Genomic DNA, 16,511 nt, shown 5'->3' on the forward strand with positions numbered 1-16,511 from the left:
AAGACGATATGGAAGTGGTGGGAAAATGGGAGAGATAGAAGTTAGGGTAGTAGTTCCAGACGGGATGGAAGAAATTTTCGAAAGGGAGCTGTCGGCGATTCTTGAGGCTCTCTGGAAGGCCAAGAAAAAGCCGAGGGTAAAAGTCGATGACGTATTCGGAATGATGCCCTCCAAAAAATCGGCAAAAGAACTGAGGATGGAGTTCTATGAAGAGGTATTTGGTTGATTCTTCGGTCATCCTAGAGGCCCTCAGAGGGAATCCCCATGCGAAGGAACTGCTGGAGTCCATAGAAAACGATCCGAAGTTCATAAACCCCGTGATCTTCAGCGAAGTCCTCTTTGTGTTCCTTAAACAAATAACCGGAAAGAGCTACTTAACACTCAGAAATAACGTGAGGGAAATAAAGGTACACAAAGGTAAAATTGAGAAGCTCTACCTCTTCCTAAGAGACAACTTCGTGGAACTGCCGATTACCGAAGAGATCAGCGATATGGCCTTTGGATTCCTTAAGAAATATGCCCTCCTTCCGAACGATGCAATAATCTTAGCAACCGCCAAGTTTTATGAGCTCTCACTTGTCTCTATGGACTCGGATTTTGAGAGGGCATCAACCTCAGAGGGAATTGACTGCGTCTGTAGTGTAGGCAACCGTGGAGGTGAAAGCAATGGTTAAGCGTGGTCTCTTCGTGGGCCGCTTCCAGCCCGTGCACAACGGACACCTGAAGGCGCTTGAATTTGTTTTTTCCCAGGTTGATGAGGTGATAATCGGCATCGGGAGTGCTCAGGCAAGCCACACCTTGAAGAACCCCTTCACGACGAGCGAGAGGATGGAGATGCTCATAAGGGCGTTGAACGAGACCCACCTCGCGGACAAGCGCTACTACCTGATTCCCCTGCCAGACATAAACTTCAACGCCATATGGGCGACCTACGTGGTGAGCATGGTACCAAGGTTTGACGTCGTCTTCACGGGTAACTCCCTCGTTGCCCAGCTCTTCCGCGAGAAGGGCTACGAGGTCATCGTCCAGCCGATGTTCAGGAAGGACATTCTCTCTGCCACGGAGATAAGGAGGCGGATGATTGAGGGGGAGCCCTGGGAAGAGCTTGTCCCTAAAAGCGTCGCCGGGTTCATCAGGGAAATCAAGGGCTGTGAGAGAATAAGGATGCTCGCGACGAACCTCGAAAAGAACGAGAAGGAGCTCCAGGCACCTATAAGGATTCCTGAGTTCTGAGGGATGAGGTGAGGGGATGGAACCTCGGGGGTTGCCCTCAAAAAATTTATCGGGCCGTGGAGAGAAAAGGACTTCGTTGAAGCGGCCCTATTTTAAGCCGGGAGCTTGTTGAGGCTCCCATCAGATGGACGTCTTAACCGGCAGATATTTATAATGGCGGGCACAACGTTTCCACCATGGGCGACTCGCTGCGGCAACTCAAAAGGCTGTTGGGCTATCTAAGGGAGCACAGACCCCACTTCATTGCGGGCCTATTCTTGGTCCTCCTGATGTCCTACACCAACGGCGTAATCCCCGTCCTCATAAGGGAGGCGATAGACGGGGGAATAACCACCGGAGAGTACCGCATCGCTATCCGCTACGCCCTTCTCGTCCTCCTCGTTGCGGTTCTCAACGGGGCATTCAGCTTCAGCGGGCGTTATCTCCTCGTAAGGGCGGCCCAGCACGCAGTCTACCACCTCCGTATGGACGCTTTTAAGGCAATTCAGCGGCACAGAATGGAGTTCTTCGACAGGACCTACTCGGGCCAGCTAATAAGCAGGATAACCAACGACACGGAGAGGATAACGCGCTTTTTATCGTTCCGAGTGAGGATGTTCGTCTACTCCGTCTTCCTCATCATAGTCTCGCTCTACTACATGGCACGCATGAACCGGGCCCTTACGGCTGTCGCCCTCGTCACGATAGCCCTCGTGGTCGCTTTAAACACCACCTACGCGAGGAAAGTGAGGCCCATCTACGACAGGGTGAGACACCAGACCGGAGTCATAGCCTCGGTTTCAACGGGCAGCATAGCGGGAGTTAAGACGATAAAGGCCCTCTCCGTGGAGGAAGAAATCCAGGGGAAGTTCCAGAGAGAGAACGAGGAACTCTACTCCCTCAACGTCGAGGCCACCAAGATAACGGCCCTCTACGGAAACGCGCCCTTCCTGATCATGGGAATAGCTATGAGCGCCATGCTCTACTACGGCGGGAGGGCGATAATGGCTCAAAACCTGACCGTCGGAGAGCTTACAGCCTTTCTGACCTACATGCTCACCATGACGTGGCCCCTTAGGGCTTTGGGCTTCACGATAGGCGACATCCAGAGGAGCTTAGCGGCAGCATCAAGGCTCTTCGAGGTGATTGATTCGGCCCCGGAACACATCGACCCGCCTGACGCTGTAGAGCTCACCAATCCGCGCGGGGAAATAGAGTTCAGGGACGTTTACCTAACCTACCACACCGGGAAGACGGTCCTCAAGGGGCTTAACCTTAAAATCCGGCCGGGTGAGAGAGTCCTAATAACCGGTCCGCCCGGTTCCGGGAAGAGCACCCTGCTGAAGCTCATAGCGCGCTTTTACGAACCCGAAAAGGGGAAAGTGCTGATTGACGGCGTGGACGTGGGCAAAATAAAGACCTCCAGCCTCAGAAAAACCGTCGCCTACGTCCCGCAGGAGCCCTTCATCTTCAACAGGAGCCTGAGGGAGAACATAGCGCTGGCAAACCCCGACGCGAGCCTTGAGGAGATTATCAGAGCGGCCAAAATAGCGAAAATCCACGACTTCATCTCCTCGCTTCCAGAGGGTTACGATACGGTTGTCGGTGAGAAGGGCGTAACCCTCTCCGGAGGCCAGAGGCAGAGGATAGCTCTGGCGAGGGCCCTCCTCCTAGAGCCGAAGATAATCCTCCTTGATGATCCTGTCTCAAACCTCGACGCAAAGACCGAGGAGAGCCTGGTCGAAGACCTTAGGGACATCCTTGAGGGCAAGACCGCAATAATCGTCTCCCAGAGGCTCTCGATGGCGAGGCTCGTTGATAGGGTTATCGTGATGGTCGATGGAAGGGTTGTGGAGGACGGAAAGCCGGAGGCGCTGGCAGGGAAAGGCGGGCTCTTCAGCGAGATGCTCGGCAGGGGTGGGTGGAATGGAAGGTAAGTCGTCCCTCTCGCTCCTCAGGAGGTTCATAGGCGAGGCCCTCTCCCACAGGAAAACCCTCGCGATAGTAGTTGTGAGCATAGTGGGCTCCGCCCTGGCTACCCTAGCGCCACCCTACATCCTGAGTATAGCGATTGACCGCTACATCCTGGCCGGCAATTATTCCCGCTTCTGGGTCATAGGCCTGCTCTACCTTGCCTCTCTCGTGGCCCAGTGGTTCTTCGCGACGCTTCAAACCTTCTACATCGAGGTCTTCGGCCAGAAGGTGCTCCGCGATTTGAGGGCGAGGCTCCACGAGAAGGTTCTTCGCTCGAGTCTGAACTTCTTCAAGGACAAATCAACCGGGGACCTCGTGTCGAGGATAGTGAACGACACGGGAATAGTGAACGACATCCTAGTTTCGGGCCTCCTGGGGGGCCTTGGAAGTCTGCTCAGCCTCACGGGCATAATCATCGCCATGTTCCTCCTCGACGTTAAGCTAACCCTCGTGACCCTCACGAGCGTTCCGCTGATGGTCCTTGTAGCTTATTACTTCGGGGGGAAGATGAGGAGGGCCTACAGGGAGACGAGGCAGAAGATAGCGAGGATTTCGAGCGTCGTGGAGGAGAGCGTCGCCGGTGTGGAGACCATAAGGGCCTTCGGCAGGGAGGGTGAAGCGGAACGGGAGTTCTCAAAGGTGTCAAGGGAGACGATAAAGGCCTACCTCAGGGTGGCAGTGTACATGGGCCTCTTCTGGCCGCTCATGAACATAACCAGCCTGCTCTCTGTGATAGTCGTCATGGCCTACGGTGGCTACCTTGCCTACCGGGGCGCGGTTAGCGTTGGCGTCGTAGTTGCCTTCATCCAGTACGCCCAGCGCTTCCGCGGGCCCATAAACAACGTCGTGAGCATGTACGACAGCCTCCAGTCGGCTTTGGCCGCTCTGGAGAGGATATACGAGGTTCTGGATGACGGGAACGTGGAGGACTACTCGGGAAAGGACGTCGAGAGGTTGAAGGGCGAGCTCACGTTGGAGAACGTCTGGTTCGAGTATGAGGAGGGCATCCCCGTTCTCAAGGGGATAAACCTCCACATTCCTCCCGCCACGAAGGTGGCCGTTGTTGGAAAGACGGGGGCCGGGAAGACCACGATAGCCAGCTTGATAATGCGCTTCTACGACCCGACGAGCGGCAGGATACTCTACGATGGCCTCGACGGGAGGGAGATTAGCAGAAGGGGCGTGAGGAAGAGAATCGGCTACGTCCCGCAGGAGACCTACCTCTTCCCGGGCACCATAATGGAGAACATCCTCATGGCGAACCCCGGGGCGAGGGAGGAGGACGTGGTAAGGGTATGCAGACAGCTCGGCGTCCACGGGTTCATAGAGAGGCTCCCGCAGGGCTACAACACCTCCGCGGGAGAGGCCGGAAAGCTCCTCTCCGTTGGGGAAAGGCAGCTCATTTCCCTCGCGAGGGCGCTTTTAAAGGATCCCGACATAGTAATCCTCGATGAGGCGCTCTCAAGCGTTGACCCGAAGACCGAAAGGTTGGTGCAGGATGCTATGCTCAGGCTGATGGAGGGCAGGACGAGCATCATAATCGCCCATCGCCTCGGGATAACGCGCTTCGCCGACAAGGTCGTCGTGGTTGAGGATGGAAGAATAGTGGAGGAAGGCTCTCCGGAGGAGCTGCTCGCGAGGAGGGGCCACTTCTACAGGCTCTACACATCGCAGATGGGAGAGGCGCTTGCCACCCAAACAAATTTATAAATCCGGAGAGGTAACCCATGTTGAGGTGGTTCCATGCAGCCTCCCAAGAAAAAGAAGGTTGAGGAGATAGAGGACGAGCTCTTCGAGGACGAGGAGGAGTGGGAAGAGGAGGAATTTGAGGACGACTGGGAAGACGAGTGGGAGGATGAGTGGGAAGAAGACTGGGAGGATTGAGCTTTTTTCACATTCTCCGGCACTTCACTCTATACGCACTCTTCTCGCGACTCCCCTTTCCTCGAGGACCGATGCAAGGGAACGCGGGAGAACTACCATGTCCCCCTCCCTGAAGGGGCCGTGCTCGTTTAGTTCCTCATCGAAGATCCTGGGAATGTCGGCCTCTATTATGTAGGCCTCCCTGATGGTTCTCTTAACTTCCACGCTCTCCTCCATGGTCTCCTCAACGTGAACCTCCTCTGGAACCCCTGAGGGGAGTTCCTCCCTGTTGATGAAGGCCACAAGAAGCGAGAAGACCCTTCTCTCCTCGGGCGTCATGGGCGCCGGAACGCCCCTAACCGCGAGGTCAACGATTTTGTGAAGGCGGGTGCGTATTATCTCCCTCACGAGCTTCTCGGCTATCTTAAGCTCGGCCAGGGCGAGTCTCTCCTCAACGTCCTCGCCCCTCTCACCTGCCCCCTCTGCCTTGAACTTCAGGGCTTTTTCGAGGGCCTCAAACTCACGGTAGAAGCCCTCGTCCAGGGGCTCAAGCTCAGTGCTCCCCAGTTCTCTCTCCAACAGCTCCCTCAGCTGGATTATGTCCAAGCCCATCACCCAAAAAAGATTAGGGGGTCACTCCTCCACGCGAGGAGCGAGGAGGAAGGTCAGTCTTCCCTCGTCCCTTACGGGGTAGTCCATCTGGAGGGGCATCTCCGTGCCGAAGCGGAGGATGACCTCATCAGCCTTTCCAATGCCCTTAACCATGTCGGCGAGGTAGCTTATGCCGTAGGCACTCCTGGTTTCTTCCTCAACCTCTATGTCGAGGAGGCCCTCGTCCTCGAGGGTGAGCTTAATCTCAACCTCCTGGGTTTCCCCCTCAGCCTTGAAGACGAGCTCGTTTTCCTTCGCGATGAGCTTTATGCTGTCGCTGACGAGGGAAGCGTCCTTGACAGCCTCCTTTATGACCTCGCCAAGGATAACGGCCTTGGCCGTGAAGGGAAGCTCCGGAAGGTCGAGCTCAAGCTCCTCAACGTCAATGAGAGGAAGCTTGAACTTCCTGGTGGCGGTGCCCTGGAGGACTATCTCGAGGTAGTTCTCCTTTCCCTTGCGGAGCACGAGGGTGTCCTTGCCGGAGGCTCTCTTGAGAACCTTCTTGAAGTGGTCTATGTTAACGCCAACGGTCTCCTCCCCGTCAACGGAGTACTTCGAGAAGATGTTCTCGGGGAGGTCGAGGTCTATGAGCACGACCCTGCTCGGGTCCATGGCGCGCATGCTTATTCCGTTCTCGGTGACCTTAAAGGCCGCCTCGTCGATGAGGTTGCTGGCAGTGGCTATCAGATCCGCAAAATCCTTTGCACCATCGAAAACTATCTCGAACATACCTTATCCCTCCATCCCCTCTATTATTCTAAGCATCAATTTAATTCTTTCTTTCCCTCTCCACAAATAAGCCTTTCCGTTGTTGGTGTCGGGTGTCCTGAGGTAGGCCTCCTCAAGCTCCTTCAGAGCCTTCTCCGCGAGGCGCTTCAGGACTTCGTCCCTCATTCGTAGCTCCTCCACGTGTGGCCGCACTTGGTGCACTTGTAGAATATGGTCGAAGGCTCATCACCAGCCCTCGTCTGGAGCTCCCACCAGTAGGCCTCCTCGTTGCCGCACTTGGGGCACTTGACCTTGGCTATGGGAAGTGTTCTGACGTCCTCCTCGACCACGATAACGCCCTCGTCGGGCTTGTGCTCAACCGTCTTCTTGACCTTGTACGCCTCGGCCTTCTCGGGGTCAATGGGTTCCTCGTAACCGCAGCGCCTGCACACGAGCACTCCCCTCTTCCTGTCGGGAATCATGACACTTCCACACTTGGGGCAGAACCTCATGTTCTCTCACCTCTTCTCCAGCTGGTGGCCACCTATGTCGGAAGTGAATAAAAAGTTTTGCCAAGCCCCCAAAAGAAAGGGGTAAATGGGTAACGGCTCACTCCCTCTTGTAGGGCCTTCCATCGGCCTTCGGCGGCCTCGCCTTTCCGATGATCCCTGCCACGATGACGAGGGTCATTATGTAGGGCAGCATCAGGATGAACTGCCCCGGGATTATGTGCTTTGGAGCCAACCAAGTAGCCAGCGCCTCGAAGAAACCGAAGAGCCAGCCGCCGATGAGCGAGACCACGGGGTTCCAGCCGCTGAAGACCATGTTGGCGAGTGCTATGAAGCCCCTTCCGCCCGACATCGTCTTGTGAACGAGCCCGAGCCAGTCAACGCTCATGTAGGCTCCAGCAAGTCCCGCCAGGGCGTGGCCGTAAACCGTTGACCAGAAGCGGTACTTCTCGACGTTTATACCGAGTGCATCGGCCGCCTCCGGATTCTCACCGACGGCCCTAACGCGAAGACCGAGGGGCGTCTTGAAAAGCACCCACCACGTCACGATGGCGATTATTATGGTCACGAAGACCATGGGGCTGAGCTCCACGGTGGAGGTCTTTATGTGCCACAGCTGGGCGCTCCCCACGAGCTGGTGCTGGCCCGCGGTTCCCCAGTAGGCGAGTATACCGAAGGGCACGACACCCATGGCGAGGAGGTTTATTCCAATGCCCGGGATAACGTGGTCTCCCTTGAGATAAACCGTTAGGGCACCGTGGAGCATCCCAAGGAGCATCCCCGTGATAATTCCTCCTACGAGGCCAATGGTTGCGTGTCCGGTGAGCTCCGCGAATATCGCGCCGAAGAAGGCGCTCATGAGGAGGACGCCCTCGTAGCCTATGCTGACCACACCCGCTCTCTCGCTCCACGCCGCTCCAACGCTCGTGAGCACTATGGGCACCATGGCCATCAGGGAGGTGAAGAGGATCGTCATTATGTCCACCGCGTTCATGGGGCAGACCTCCTCAGGGCTTTTTTAACGAGGTCGTAGAGGGACGGGACGGCGACGGTGATGACGATTATTCCCTGGATGACGTTGATTATCTCGAGGGGAACGTGGGCGTTCGCCTGCATCAGCGACCTTCCCGCCCTGAGCATTCCAAAGAACACCGCCGAGAGTATTATGCCGAGGGGGTGGTTCCTTCCCACGAGGGACACGCCTATTCCGTCGAAACCGAACCCGTAGATGTTCGCACCGCCCTGGCTTATGGCGTAGGTGGGTCCCTCTCCCATAATCTTCATCGCACCGCCGAGCCCGCTGAGGAAGCCTCCTATGACGAAGGACCATATGATGGCCATCCTCGGGCTCATTCCGCCGTAGCGGGCGGCCTTCTCGTTCATACCGCTGGCGCGCATGCTAAAGCCGAGGTTGGTGTGCCAGAGCAGGAAGTAGGTTAGTATGGAGGCGAGGACTGCTATCACGATGGCTATCGAGAGGCCGTAGCCGATCTCCGGCAGTCTGGCGACTTCAGGTATTCTGATGGTCTTGTTGGGGTCGTTGGGGTTGGCGTAGGGGCCGACTATGAGCCAGAGGACGAAGTACCACCCAATCCAGTTGAGCATGATCGTGGAGATGACCTCGTGGACGCCGCGGTAAACCTTGAGGAGGGCCGCGGGCAGGGCCCAGAGGGCACCTAGGAGCATGCCCATGACGATTCCAAAGAGCTCGTTGGGCCACATGTTGGTGAAGATAACCGCAGCTATTGCCCCGAAGTAGAACGAACTCTCCGCACCGATGTTGAAGATTCCCGTCCTCGTGCCGAGGGCGAAGGTGAGGGCCGTGAGCATTATCGGGGTGGAGTACTTGAGGGTCGAGGCCATCCCACCCACGGACCCCAGAGCGCCCCGCAGCAGCCAGTAGTACGCCTCAAGCGGGTTGTACCCAAAGGCCACCAGGACTATCGCACCTATGAGGAATCCCACGAGGACGGCTATGAGGCTCTCGACGAAGGGGCGGAAGTTGACCGTTTTTAGGAGCTCACTTCCTGATGTTTTCATAGCGGATACCTCCCATCATCATTCCTATCTCTTCAATGGTTACCTCCTCGGGCTTCACAACGCCCATGAACTCTCCCTCGTAGATTATTCCCATTCTGTCGCTCAGCTGGATGACCTCGTCCAGGTCGGCCGAGACGAGAAGAACCGCCTTGCCCTCATTCCTCAGCCTGACGAGGTAGTTCCTTATGTACTCGGTTGAGGCGACGTCAACGCCCCTTGTCGGCTGGGCGGCTATTATGAACACCGGCTCCTTGCTAACCTCCCTCGCCACGATTAACTTCTGCTGGTTGCCACCGCTGAGGGACTTAACCGGCGCCTCAGTTCCCGGGGCGGAGATGTCGAACTGCTTTATGAGGGCCCTCGCGTGTTCCCTTGCCTTGCCCCAGTGAATCACTCCCCTGAAGCGCTGGAAATTCGGGTGCCAGTGGAGGCCGAGTATGGAATTCTCCGTAACGGTCATGTCGAGTATGAGACCCATGTGGGTCCTGTCCTCGGGAACGTGGGCCATTCCCCTGTCGTAGAGATCCTTCGGCCCCTTCCCCGTTACGTCATTGCCGTTGAGGTAAACCTTCCCTCCAGCAACCTTTCGAAGGCCAGATATGGCCTCTATAAGCTCCGTCTGGCCGTTGCCCTCAACACCGGCTATACCGAATATCTCACCCGCGCGAACCTCGAAGGAGAGGTTCTTGACGGCGACCTCCCCCCTATCCCCCATAACGCTGAGGTTCTCGACTTTGAAAATTGGCTCTCCCGGCTCCTTGGGGGGCTTCTCAATCCTCAGAACGACGTCCCTGCCGACCATCATCTTCGCAAGGAGTTGTGGGGTAGCTTCGCTCGTGTTGACGCTTCCGATGAGCTCCCCCTTCCTTATGACGGTGACCCTGTCGGTCAGCTCCAGAACCTCGTTGAGCTTGTGGCTGATGAAGATTATCGTCTTCCCCTCGGCCTTCAGCTGTCTCAGAACCCTGAAGAGTTCCTCCACCTCAAGGGGGGTCAAAACGGCGGTCGGCTCGTCAAGGATGAGGACGTCAACGTCACGGTAGAGCATCTTAAGTATCTCAATCCTCTGCTGGACCCCCACGGGGAGGTCCTCCACCGGAACCTCGAGGGGCACCTGGAAGTTCAGGTCGTCCATAAGCCTCTGGAGCTTCTTTTTTGCATTATCAACGTCTATCTTCGAGAAGAGACCGTGGCCCTCCATGCCCAGGATTATGTTGTGGAGGGCGTCAAAAACATCAACGAGCGTGAAGTGCTGATGAACCATACCGATGCCGTGGGCTATGGCATCGGAAGGACTCTTAAAATGAAGCTCCTCCCCGTTAACGAATATTTTACCGTCCGTCGGGGAGAGCATACCGAAGAGTATCTTCATGAGGGTGGTCTTTCCTGCACCGTTCTCACCAAGCAGACCTAGAATCTCACCTTTATACACGGTAAGGTCAACACCTTTGAGGGCTCTCGTTCCGTCAGGATAAACCTTGACTATTTCCTTCATCTCGATTATTGGCGTCCTCTCCATCGTCGCACCTCCCAAAGAGAATGAAAAAGAAAAGGACTTCACTTGGCGAGGTTCATCATGTCCTGCCAGGTCTGGGCGCTCCTAACGGCCTCTATGCCGTCCTTGTCCATGGGAGCCGGAACCTTAATCTCACCGCTGATGATCTTCTGCTTGAGCTCATCAACGGCCCCCCAGACCCAGTCAGGAACCTGCTTCCTTGTGTCCTCAAGGTACTGCTTGAGCTCGTCCCTGCTGTTGAAGCCAAGGTCCTTAAGCTTCTGCTGCTGGGTATCCTGCGGGAGTGAGTCAAACATCGCCATAACATCGTCCACGGTGCTTACGCCAACACCGCCCTCCTTGAGGCCGAGCTCAACGACGCCGCCCTTGAAGTTGCCCTCAACCGCGTCCTTAACGGCGGTGTAGACACCGACGTCAACCCTCTTCATCATTGAGGCAATGATGACTCCCGGCTTAATCCAGTCCTGGGCCGAGTCAACACCTATTGCAAACGGCGGTCCCATCTTCTTGTTCTGGGCCTTGAGAGCCTCTTCAACGGCATCGAACACACCAAGGCCCGTACCGCCGGCGACCTGGTATATCACCCAGGCACCCTGGCTGAGCTGGGCCTGGGCGGCGGCCTTACCCTTAGCGGCGTCACCGAACGAGCCGGTGTACTGGTAGAGAACGTCCAGGTTGATGTCCTTGCCCTCCTTCTGCTTGTAGTAGTCCTCTGCCCACTTGATACCGAAGCGGTAGCCTGCCTCGAACTTGTAGAGAACGGGTATCTCCATTCCAAGGACGATACCCACTTTGTCCTTTCCGTCGTTGGCCGCTATGAGGCCCGCAAGAGCACCTACGAGGGCTGAACCCTCGTTCTCCTTAAAGAGGATCATCATGACGTTGTCGGGCATCTCAGGGTCAAAACCGTCTATGATTGCAAACTTCTGGTCGGGGTACTTTGTGGCGACCTGCTTAACCGCGTCGGTCATCATGAATCCAACGGCGATTATAATCGTGTACTCCTTCTGGCTCGCGAGGGTCTCGAGGTTCGTGACGTAGTCGTCCTCACTGTTGCTCTGGAGCTCAACGAGCTGGAGGTTAAAGTCCTTAGCTGCCTTGCTGGCACCGAGGTAGGCCATATCGTTGAAGCTCAGATCACCCCTGCCACCAACATCGTAGACTATGGCTATCTTGCCCTGCGTGGTGCTCTTCTCCCCACCGCCTATACATCCGCTGGCCACCACGGCGAAGGCCATGAGGCCAATCAACAACAATCCAAACACCTTCTTCATGGGGTAACACCTCACCACAGAGTTTCAGCGGCATTGTTATATACCTTGCGGTATTCACCGCCAGTGAAGCCCCATCTGTAGGACCGGGGAGTTGCGTTACTCCCTATGCACCAATTTGGCTTTAAATCCCTCTCTGAAATTCTTTAAACACCTTCGTTTAAAAAACGGTGGGATGGAGTATGCTGATAGACATAGCGAACCTTGATTCCGGAGTGGTTCTCCTCACGGGGGACGCCAAGAGGATAGGGAGGGCATTCATGAAGGCGTGGCTCTCCAGGGGAATGACTTTCCTTGCCGAGGCGCTCCCCTTCCCCCTCGAGGGTTTTGAGGAGAACGTCTTCATAGGCTCACCCTTTGAGGGGTACACCTTCGACGGCTACCTTATAGTTGACCCCCTGAGCCGCCCAAAGGGGGAGAGGTCAAAGCTCTACACCTGGCTGAAGGAGACCGAGAGGCTGGTTCTCCTCTACGAGAGGAAGTACGTGGGGAGCTCAATAACGCGCTACGCCCTTAGGAACTTCATTGACTACCTCGTGGCCTACAAGAGGGAAACCCTCGGCTTCGAAAGGGTTGAAGTGTACCGGTTTGAGGAGGGCCGCGTGGTGGAGAGGAAGACCTACGTGCGGAGAACTTAAAAGCGCTGATTCCTACTCCCTCACACCCGATGACGAGCGGTTTCGGAACTGAACTGTGATGACACCAGCTATCGCCGAGGGTCTGGGTTAGCCTTTTATCCTTCCCTCGCGAAGATTATCCGGTGATGCGCATGAGGTTCTTCAGCCTGAAAACTCGACTAGCCTTCGGGGAGGGCTCCCTCTCATACCTCCGGAGCGTGGCGAAGGGGCACGAAAGGGTTCTTATATTCTCGAGCAGGTCAATGAGGGTTCACGGCTTCCTCAACGAGGCCATGAACCACGTGGAAGATGCCGGGGCAGGGGTGATGGTGGTGGAGGGCGTTCCCCCCGAGCCAAGCTACGAGTACGTGGAGGAGGTGCTCCCGCGCGTTAAGGCCTTCGGCCCCGACATGATCGTGGCCATCGGCGGGGGGAGCGTTATAGACGTTGCCAAAGCGGTTAAAGTCTTCTACGACTCGGATGCTGAGTTCGAGGAGGTCGCGGTTCTCGACCGCTTCAATCCGCCGTTGAAGAGGATTCCACCTCTCAGGACACCCCTTGTGGCAATCCCCTCCACGAGCGGGGCCGGGAGTGAAGTATCAGCAGCGAGCGTGCTCAAGTACGGAGACCTCAAGTACACACTCGTGAGCTTTGAGATAGCGCCGGAGTACGCGATACTGGATCCGAGGCTTCCGCGCGGCATGCCCCCTAAGGTTGCGAGGAACTCGGGCTTGGATGTACTCGTGCACGCGATTGAGGCCTACACCACCACCGCAACGACGCCCTTCAGCGACGCGCTCGCGCTCAGGGCCACAAAGGCGGTCTTCGAGTGGCTTCCAAAGTCCCTTGAGGGCGACCCCGAGGCGAGGGAGGAGATGCACTACGCGGCAACCATGGCCGGCATAGCCTTCCTCAACGCCAGGCTCGGATTGGCGCATGCCATGAGCCACAAAGCGGCGTGGATGGGCGAACACGGCTATTTAAACGCGGTTCTGCTTCCTCACGTGATGGAGTTTAACATGCGCGACGGGAGGACGAGGCTGCGCTACGCGGAGATTGCCAGGGAGCTGGGGCTGAGTGGAGCGGAAGAGCTCGTTGAGAAGGTACGGGAGCTCAGCGAGACCCTCAAAGTTGAGCCGCTCATGGAGCGCGTTGACGAGGGCGAGTTCCTCAGGAGGCTCGATGAGATGGCAGAAAAAGCCCACCGCGACCCGCTCATAAACTTCAATCCCATCGAGCCGACAGTGAACGAGATAAAGGAACTCTACAGGAAGGCGTTCTACACGCACTAAAGCCAAGGTTTTTATTCCCGCTCCCCTACATTTTTCAGGTGGTATCATGCTCGCGGAGATAATCGAGAGGTTTGGGGATACCGTTGTGATTGATGAGCCCGTCAGCAAACGCCTCGAGGTGACGAGGCACCTGCTCAGGCACATGGACCGGCCCGTTCTCTTCACTGACGTTGAGGGGTGGAAGGTTGCGGGGAACGTGTGGAGCACGAGGGATAGGATAGCGGCCTACCTCGGCATAGGCATAGGGGAGATAATCCACTTCATGGCAGATGCTATGGAGAACCCCTCACCCTACAGGGTGGTGGAAGATGCGCCGTTCCTCAAGAACTCCACGGAGGACTTTTCCCTAACGGAGCTGCCCATCCCCGTGTACTACCCCAAGGATGGCGGCCAGTACTTCACCTCCGCAATGGTCATTGCGAAGGACGATAACGGCTTCGTAAATGTGTCCTTCCACAGGATGATGGTGAGGGATGAAAAAACCGCCGCCATAAGGCTCGTCCCGAGACACCTCTACGCCATGTGGAAGGAGAGGGCCGAGAGGGGGGAGGAGCTGGACGTGGTCGTTGTGGTTGGCAACCCCATCCACCTCCTCCTTGCGGGAGCGGTGAGCACCGCCTACGGAGTGAGCGAGCTTGAGATAGCGTCGAGAATGAGCGAGAGGGCCTTTGGAAGGCCGCTTGAAGTGGTTGAGGTTGACGGCATCCCCGTGCCGGTAGAGACGGAGTTCGCCTTTAAGGCTAGGATAACGCCCGAGCTGGTTGACGAGGGCCCCTTCGTTGATATAACCGGAACCTACGACTACGTGAGGAAGCAGCCGCTGATGGTCTTCGAGAGGATGTACCACGTTGATGACCCGATTTTCCACGCGCTCCTCCCCGGAGGGTATGAACATTTCATGCTCATGGGCCTCCCGAAGGAGCCGCAGATATACGCGAGCGTGAAAAGGGTTGTGCCGAAGGTTCACGGCGTCCGCCTAACGGAGGGCAGCGGCATGTGGCTCCACGCCGTTGTTAGCATCACCAAACAGCACGACGGGGATGGGAAGAACGCGATTCTCGCCGCCTTCGCCGGGCACCCCAGCTTAAAGCACGTGGTTGTCGTTGACGAGGACATCAACATCTACGACGACAGGGATGTGGAGTGGGCGGTGGCAACGCGCTTCCAGGCAGACAGGGACCTTGTGATAGTTCCCAACGCGAGGGGAAGCTCCCTCGATCCCTCCGCAACGAAGAGCCTCACCGCCAAGTGGGGGATTGACGCCACAAAACCGCTCGATAGAAAGGAGGAGTTCGAGAGGGCCAGCGTCTAAAGCTCAACCAGCTCAAGGACCAGCTCCCACTTTTTGCAGTTCCCTTTGAGCCTCTTTTTTACCTCCTCGTTTCCCCCGAGGGCGGGCCAGAGTATCGAGTCAATATGGAGCGGGGGGATTTTGGTCTCCTCCGCTATTCCCGCCCAGAAGCTCACGGGGGGTTCGTTCGTGAAGCGCTTCGTGTAGGCGTTTATCCTCACGTCGTCGGGTATCTCAATCTCCATCGGGTAGGGCACGAATTCCCCAAAGGCTATCCTCCCGGCGTATCCGAACATCTTGACGGCGAAGACTATCGTTTTGGCGCTCCTCTTTGAATTGAGCGCTTCCGCAATATCATCCCTGAGGCGCCCCATTCCGGCGAGGTAGTACTCCCCAAGGGCGTTCAGGTCGAGCGGCTCAAGGAAGGGCTCGAGCCTCTGGAGGCGCTTCACCTTCCCCGCGACGAGCCGCCTGTTGGTTCTGGAACGGGGCAGAAAATCGGCGTAAGCCTTCCAGATGCTTCCCTCCGGAGGATTCTCCGAAAAGTGGCGCGAGAACTCCCACCACCAAGCCTCCCCCTTTCCGCTCAGCTGGTAGCTCACAACGGCGTTCGCTATGACGAGCTTTATGAAGAGTTCGTCATCCTCAAGGTTCTCGCGGAGGTTTTTGAGGGCATCGAACTGCAGGTCAACCCTCTCCTCGATGACCCTCGCCCCTTCGATGCCTATCTCCTCTAAAAGCTCCCTGAGGCGGGCGATTTTATCCTCGTCCCTCCGGTACTTCACGCCGATGAAGCGTTCGAGGGTCATATCATTTTCACCACCAGGGAATAAATGCGCTCTGCTGTTGCGTACCACCTAAGGACGTCCTCTTTTTTATAATCCGTCAGGGGGTTAAAGCCCGGGGTGTAGTACCTGCTCCGGGTGTACTCCCTCTCTATTTCGCCAAGGTTCAGCATGTCCTCGTCCGAGAGGTCAATCCGGGCAAGGGCGAAGAGCTGACCAAGCTTGTGGGTTCTAATATCTGTGTTCCTTGAGAGTAGAAGCGCCTTGAGGCTTTTCTCAATGGCCTGCTGTATGTGGAAGACGGCAAAATTCAATCTTCCAGCATGCAGCTCGTCCAGGGCGGCGTTGAGGTGCTCCCCCGCTATTTTCAGCGTCAAATCAGCTGGGCGATCTCCCATTTCCTTCCCTCCTCGATCAAAACGGGCTTTTTAGCCTTGATCTCTTTCCGGAGTGAATTAAGAATTTTCTCCCACTTTTCCTGTCCCTTGAGAACCTTGTACCCCGTTAAAATACCCCAGATCAGTGGATTATCGGCCGTTATCTCATCTTTTGACACCAAAACCACATCGTAGGACACACCAAGGGTTACCTCCAGCCTGAAAAGCTTCTTCCAAAAGATAGGTTTGTCCTTTTTTGAGTTCAGGATGACCAGGATATCGTAGTCCGAGGAGGGGGAACCCGAGCCCCGGGCCCGTGAACCGAAAAGGAGCACAATCTCCGCATTATCTCCAAAAAATTTTTCAATTAGCTCCAAAGCCCTTTCCAAGGCCCCCATATTCCCA

Annotated in this window: 20 protein-coding genes; 9 read left to right on the forward strand and 11 right to left on the reverse strand. The window is 56.3% G+C overall.

Annotated features, from left to right (window positions below; genetic code table 11):
* Positions 1–25 precede the first annotated feature (25 nt).
* The 6 genes from PFER_RS03165 to PFER_RS12105 all read left to right on the forward strand — a co-directional run bounded on the left by PFER_RS03165 (position 26) and on the right by PFER_RS12105 (position 5,070).
* Complete coding sequence (locus PFER_RS03165) at positions 26–226, forward strand: hypothetical protein (protein ID WP_048148691.1); 201 nt, start codon at positions 26–28, stop codon at positions 224–226.
* Positions 207–674 (forward strand): type II toxin-antitoxin system VapC family toxin, encoded by a 468-nt coding sequence (locus tag PFER_RS03170; protein WP_048148693.1) that lies wholly within the window; start codon positions 207–209, stop codon positions 672–674. The genes PFER_RS03165 and PFER_RS03170 overlap by 20 nt, the downstream gene beginning before the upstream one ends.
* A complete protein-coding gene (locus PFER_RS03175; protein WP_048148696.1) occupies positions 667–1,233 on the forward strand; it encodes a nicotinamide-nucleotide adenylyltransferase in 567 nt (188 codons plus the stop codon). The genes PFER_RS03170 and PFER_RS03175 overlap by 8 nt, the downstream gene beginning before the upstream one ends.
* Before the next feature lie 176 nt (positions 1,234–1,409).
* Complete coding sequence (locus PFER_RS03180; protein ID WP_048148698.1) at positions 1,410–3,149, forward strand: ABC transporter ATP-binding protein; 1,740 nt, start codon at positions 1,410–1,412, stop codon at positions 3,147–3,149.
* A complete protein-coding gene (locus PFER_RS03185; protein ID WP_048148701.1) occupies positions 3,139–4,896 on the forward strand; it encodes an ABC transporter ATP-binding protein in 1,758 nt (585 codons plus the stop codon). Before PFER_RS03180 ends, PFER_RS03185 begins: the two co-directional genes overlap by 11 nt.
* A gap of 33 nt (positions 4,897–4,929) precedes the next feature.
* Positions 4,930–5,070: a hypothetical protein gene (locus tag PFER_RS12105; RefSeq protein ID WP_157255033.1), complete on the forward strand. Its 141-nt coding sequence runs from the start codon at positions 4,930–4,932 to the stop codon at positions 5,068–5,070.
* A gap of 24 nt (positions 5,071–5,094) precedes the next feature.
* Here PFER_RS12105 and PFER_RS03190 read toward each other — a convergent pair whose 3' ends face one another.
* From PFER_RS03190 to PFER_RS03220, 8 genes are all read right to left on the reverse strand, one after another.
* A complete protein-coding gene (locus PFER_RS03190) occupies positions 5,095–5,661 on the reverse strand; it encodes a DNA replication complex subunit Gins51 (RefSeq protein ID WP_342666374.1) in 567 nt (188 codons plus the stop codon).
* 21 nt (positions 5,662–5,682) lie between these two features.
* Positions 5,683–6,429: a DNA polymerase sliding clamp gene (locus PFER_RS03195; protein WP_048148705.1), complete on the reverse strand. Its 747-nt coding sequence runs from the start codon at positions 6,427–6,429 to the stop codon at positions 5,683–5,685.
* A 3-nt stretch (positions 6,430–6,432) separates the two neighbouring features.
* Entirely contained in the window at positions 6,433–6,594 is a 162-nt protein-coding gene (locus PFER_RS12265) for a hypothetical protein (RefSeq protein WP_170218347.1), read from the reverse strand.
* Complete coding sequence (locus PFER_RS03200) at positions 6,591–6,920, reverse strand: transcription factor S (protein ID WP_048148707.1); 330 nt, start codon at positions 6,918–6,920, stop codon at positions 6,591–6,593. Before PFER_RS03200 ends, PFER_RS12265 begins: the two co-directional genes overlap by 4 nt.
* Before the next feature lie 97 nt (positions 6,921–7,017).
* Positions 7,018–7,911 carry an ABC transporter permease gene (locus PFER_RS03205; RefSeq protein WP_048148709.1) on the reverse strand — a complete coding sequence of 298 codons (894 nt, stop codon included), beginning with the start codon at positions 7,909–7,911 and terminating at the stop codon, positions 7,018–7,020.
* Positions 7,908–8,957 carry an ABC transporter permease gene (locus PFER_RS03210; protein ID WP_048148711.1) on the reverse strand — a complete coding sequence of 350 codons (1,050 nt, stop codon included), beginning with the start codon at positions 8,955–8,957 and terminating at the stop codon, positions 7,908–7,910. Before PFER_RS03210 ends, PFER_RS03205 begins: the two co-directional genes overlap by 4 nt.
* Positions 8,938–10,476, reverse strand: coding sequence for an ABC transporter ATP-binding protein (locus PFER_RS03215; protein WP_048148713.1), 1,539 nt, complete (start codon positions 10,474–10,476; stop codon positions 8,938–8,940). The genes PFER_RS03210 and PFER_RS03215 overlap by 20 nt, the downstream gene beginning before the upstream one ends.
* Before the next feature lie 38 nt (positions 10,477–10,514).
* Positions 10,515–11,747, reverse strand: coding sequence for a BMP family lipoprotein (locus tag PFER_RS03220; protein WP_048148715.1), 1,233 nt, complete (start codon positions 11,745–11,747; stop codon positions 10,515–10,517).
* A gap of 179 nt (positions 11,748–11,926) precedes the next feature.
* Between PFER_RS03220 and PFER_RS03225 the strand changes: the two genes are divergently transcribed.
* From PFER_RS03225 to PFER_RS03235, 3 genes are all read left to right on the forward strand, one after another.
* The gene (locus PFER_RS03225) at positions 11,927–12,382 is read left to right on the forward strand and encodes a hypothetical protein (protein ID WP_048148717.1); all 456 of its coding nucleotides are present in this window, start codon (positions 11,927–11,929) and stop codon (positions 12,380–12,382) included.
* A gap of 131 nt (positions 12,383–12,513) precedes the next feature.
* Positions 12,514–13,653 (forward strand): iron-containing alcohol dehydrogenase, encoded by a 1,140-nt coding sequence (locus tag PFER_RS03230; protein WP_048148720.1) that lies wholly within the window; start codon positions 12,514–12,516, stop codon positions 13,651–13,653.
* Between the two features lie 46 nt (positions 13,654–13,699).
* Complete coding sequence (locus PFER_RS03235) at positions 13,700–14,965, forward strand: UbiD family decarboxylase (RefSeq protein ID WP_048148722.1); 1,266 nt, start codon at positions 13,700–13,702, stop codon at positions 14,963–14,965.
* Here the strand turns inward: PFER_RS03235 and PFER_RS03240 are convergent.
* Genes PFER_RS03240 through PFER_RS03250 form a run of 3 tightly spaced genes read right to left on the reverse strand, consistent with a single transcriptional unit; the run spans position 14,962 to position 16,504 of the window.
* Complete coding sequence (locus PFER_RS03240; RefSeq protein ID WP_048148724.1) at positions 14,962–15,753, reverse strand: N-glycosylase/DNA lyase; 792 nt, start codon at positions 15,751–15,753, stop codon at positions 14,962–14,964. The genes PFER_RS03235 and PFER_RS03240 overlap by 4 nt on opposite strands.
* Positions 15,750–16,127, reverse strand: coding sequence for a HEPN domain-containing protein (locus PFER_RS03245; protein ID WP_084593897.1), 378 nt, complete (start codon positions 16,125–16,127; stop codon positions 15,750–15,752). The genes PFER_RS03240 and PFER_RS03245 overlap by 4 nt, the downstream gene beginning before the upstream one ends.
* On the reverse strand, positions 16,103–16,504 hold the full coding sequence (locus PFER_RS03250) for a nucleotidyltransferase domain-containing protein (RefSeq protein WP_048148727.1): 402 nt from the start codon (positions 16,502–16,504) through the stop codon (positions 16,103–16,105). Before PFER_RS03250 ends, PFER_RS03245 begins: the two co-directional genes overlap by 25 nt.
* Between the last annotated feature and the right edge of the window lie 7 nt (positions 16,505–16,511).

The organism is Palaeococcus ferrophilus DSM 13482, from assembly GCF_000966265.1.
GTDB classification, from domain to species: domain Archaea; phylum Methanobacteriota_B; class Thermococci; order Thermococcales; family Thermococcaceae; genus Palaeococcus; species Palaeococcus ferrophilus.

Coding starts and splice junctions, on each gene's coding strand:
- PFER_RS03165 (WP_048148691.1), top strand. CDS start 26: ATGGGAGAGATAGAAGTTAGGGTAGTAGTTCCAGACGGGATGGAAGAA.
- PFER_RS03170 (WP_048148693.1), top strand. CDS start 207: ATGAAGAGGTATTTGGTTGATTCTTCGGTCATCCTAGAGGCCCTCAGA.
- PFER_RS03175 (WP_048148696.1), top strand. CDS start 667: ATGGTTAAGCGTGGTCTCTTCGTGGGCCGCTTCCAGCCCGTGCACAAC.
- PFER_RS03180 (WP_048148698.1), top strand. CDS start 1,410: ATGGGCGACTCGCTGCGGCAACTCAAAAGGCTGTTGGGCTATCTAAGG.
- PFER_RS03185 (WP_048148701.1), top strand. CDS start 3,139: ATGGAAGGTAAGTCGTCCCTCTCGCTCCTCAGGAGGTTCATAGGCGAG.
- PFER_RS12105 (WP_157255033.1), top strand. CDS start 4,930: ATGCAGCCTCCCAAGAAAAAGAAGGTTGAGGAGATAGAGGACGAGCTC.
- PFER_RS03190 (WP_342666374.1), bottom strand. CDS start 5,661: ATGGGCTTGGACATAATCCAGCTGAGGGAGCTGTTGGAGAGAGAACTG.
- PFER_RS03195 (WP_048148705.1), bottom strand. CDS start 6,429: ATGTTCGAGATAGTTTTCGATGGTGCAAAGGATTTTGCGGATCTGATA.
- PFER_RS12265 (WP_170218347.1), bottom strand. CDS start 6,594: ATGAGGGACGAAGTCCTGAAGCGCCTCGCGGAGAAGGCTCTGAAGGAG.
- PFER_RS03200 (WP_048148707.1), bottom strand. CDS start 6,920: ATGAGGTTCTGCCCCAAGTGTGGAAGTGTCATGATTCCCGACAGGAAG.
- PFER_RS03205 (WP_048148709.1), bottom strand. CDS start 7,911: ATGAACGCGGTGGACATAATGACGATCCTCTTCACCTCCCTGATGGCC.
- PFER_RS03210 (WP_048148711.1), bottom strand. CDS start 8,957: ATGAAAACATCAGGAAGTGAGCTCCTAAAAACGGTCAACTTCCGCCCC.
- PFER_RS03215 (WP_048148713.1), bottom strand. CDS start 10,476: ATGGAGAGGACGCCAATAATCGAGATGAAGGAAATAGTCAAGGTTTAT.
- PFER_RS03220 (WP_048148715.1), bottom strand. CDS start 11,747: ATGAAGAAGGTGTTTGGATTGTTGTTGATTGGCCTCATGGCCTTCGCC.
- PFER_RS03225 (WP_048148717.1), top strand. CDS start 11,927: ATGCTGATAGACATAGCGAACCTTGATTCCGGAGTGGTTCTCCTCACG.
- PFER_RS03230 (WP_048148720.1), top strand. CDS start 12,514: ATGAGGTTCTTCAGCCTGAAAACTCGACTAGCCTTCGGGGAGGGCTCC.
- PFER_RS03235 (WP_048148722.1), top strand. CDS start 13,700: ATGCTCGCGGAGATAATCGAGAGGTTTGGGGATACCGTTGTGATTGAT.
- PFER_RS03240 (WP_048148724.1), bottom strand. CDS start 15,753: ATGACCCTCGAACGCTTCATCGGCGTGAAGTACCGGAGGGACGAGGAT.
- PFER_RS03245 (WP_084593897.1), bottom strand. CDS start 16,127: ATGGGAGATCGCCCAGCTGATTTGACGCTGAAAATAGCGGGGGAGCAC.
- PFER_RS03250 (WP_048148727.1), bottom strand. CDS start 16,504: ATGGGGGCCTTGGAAAGGGCTTTGGAGCTAATTGAAAAATTTTTTGGA.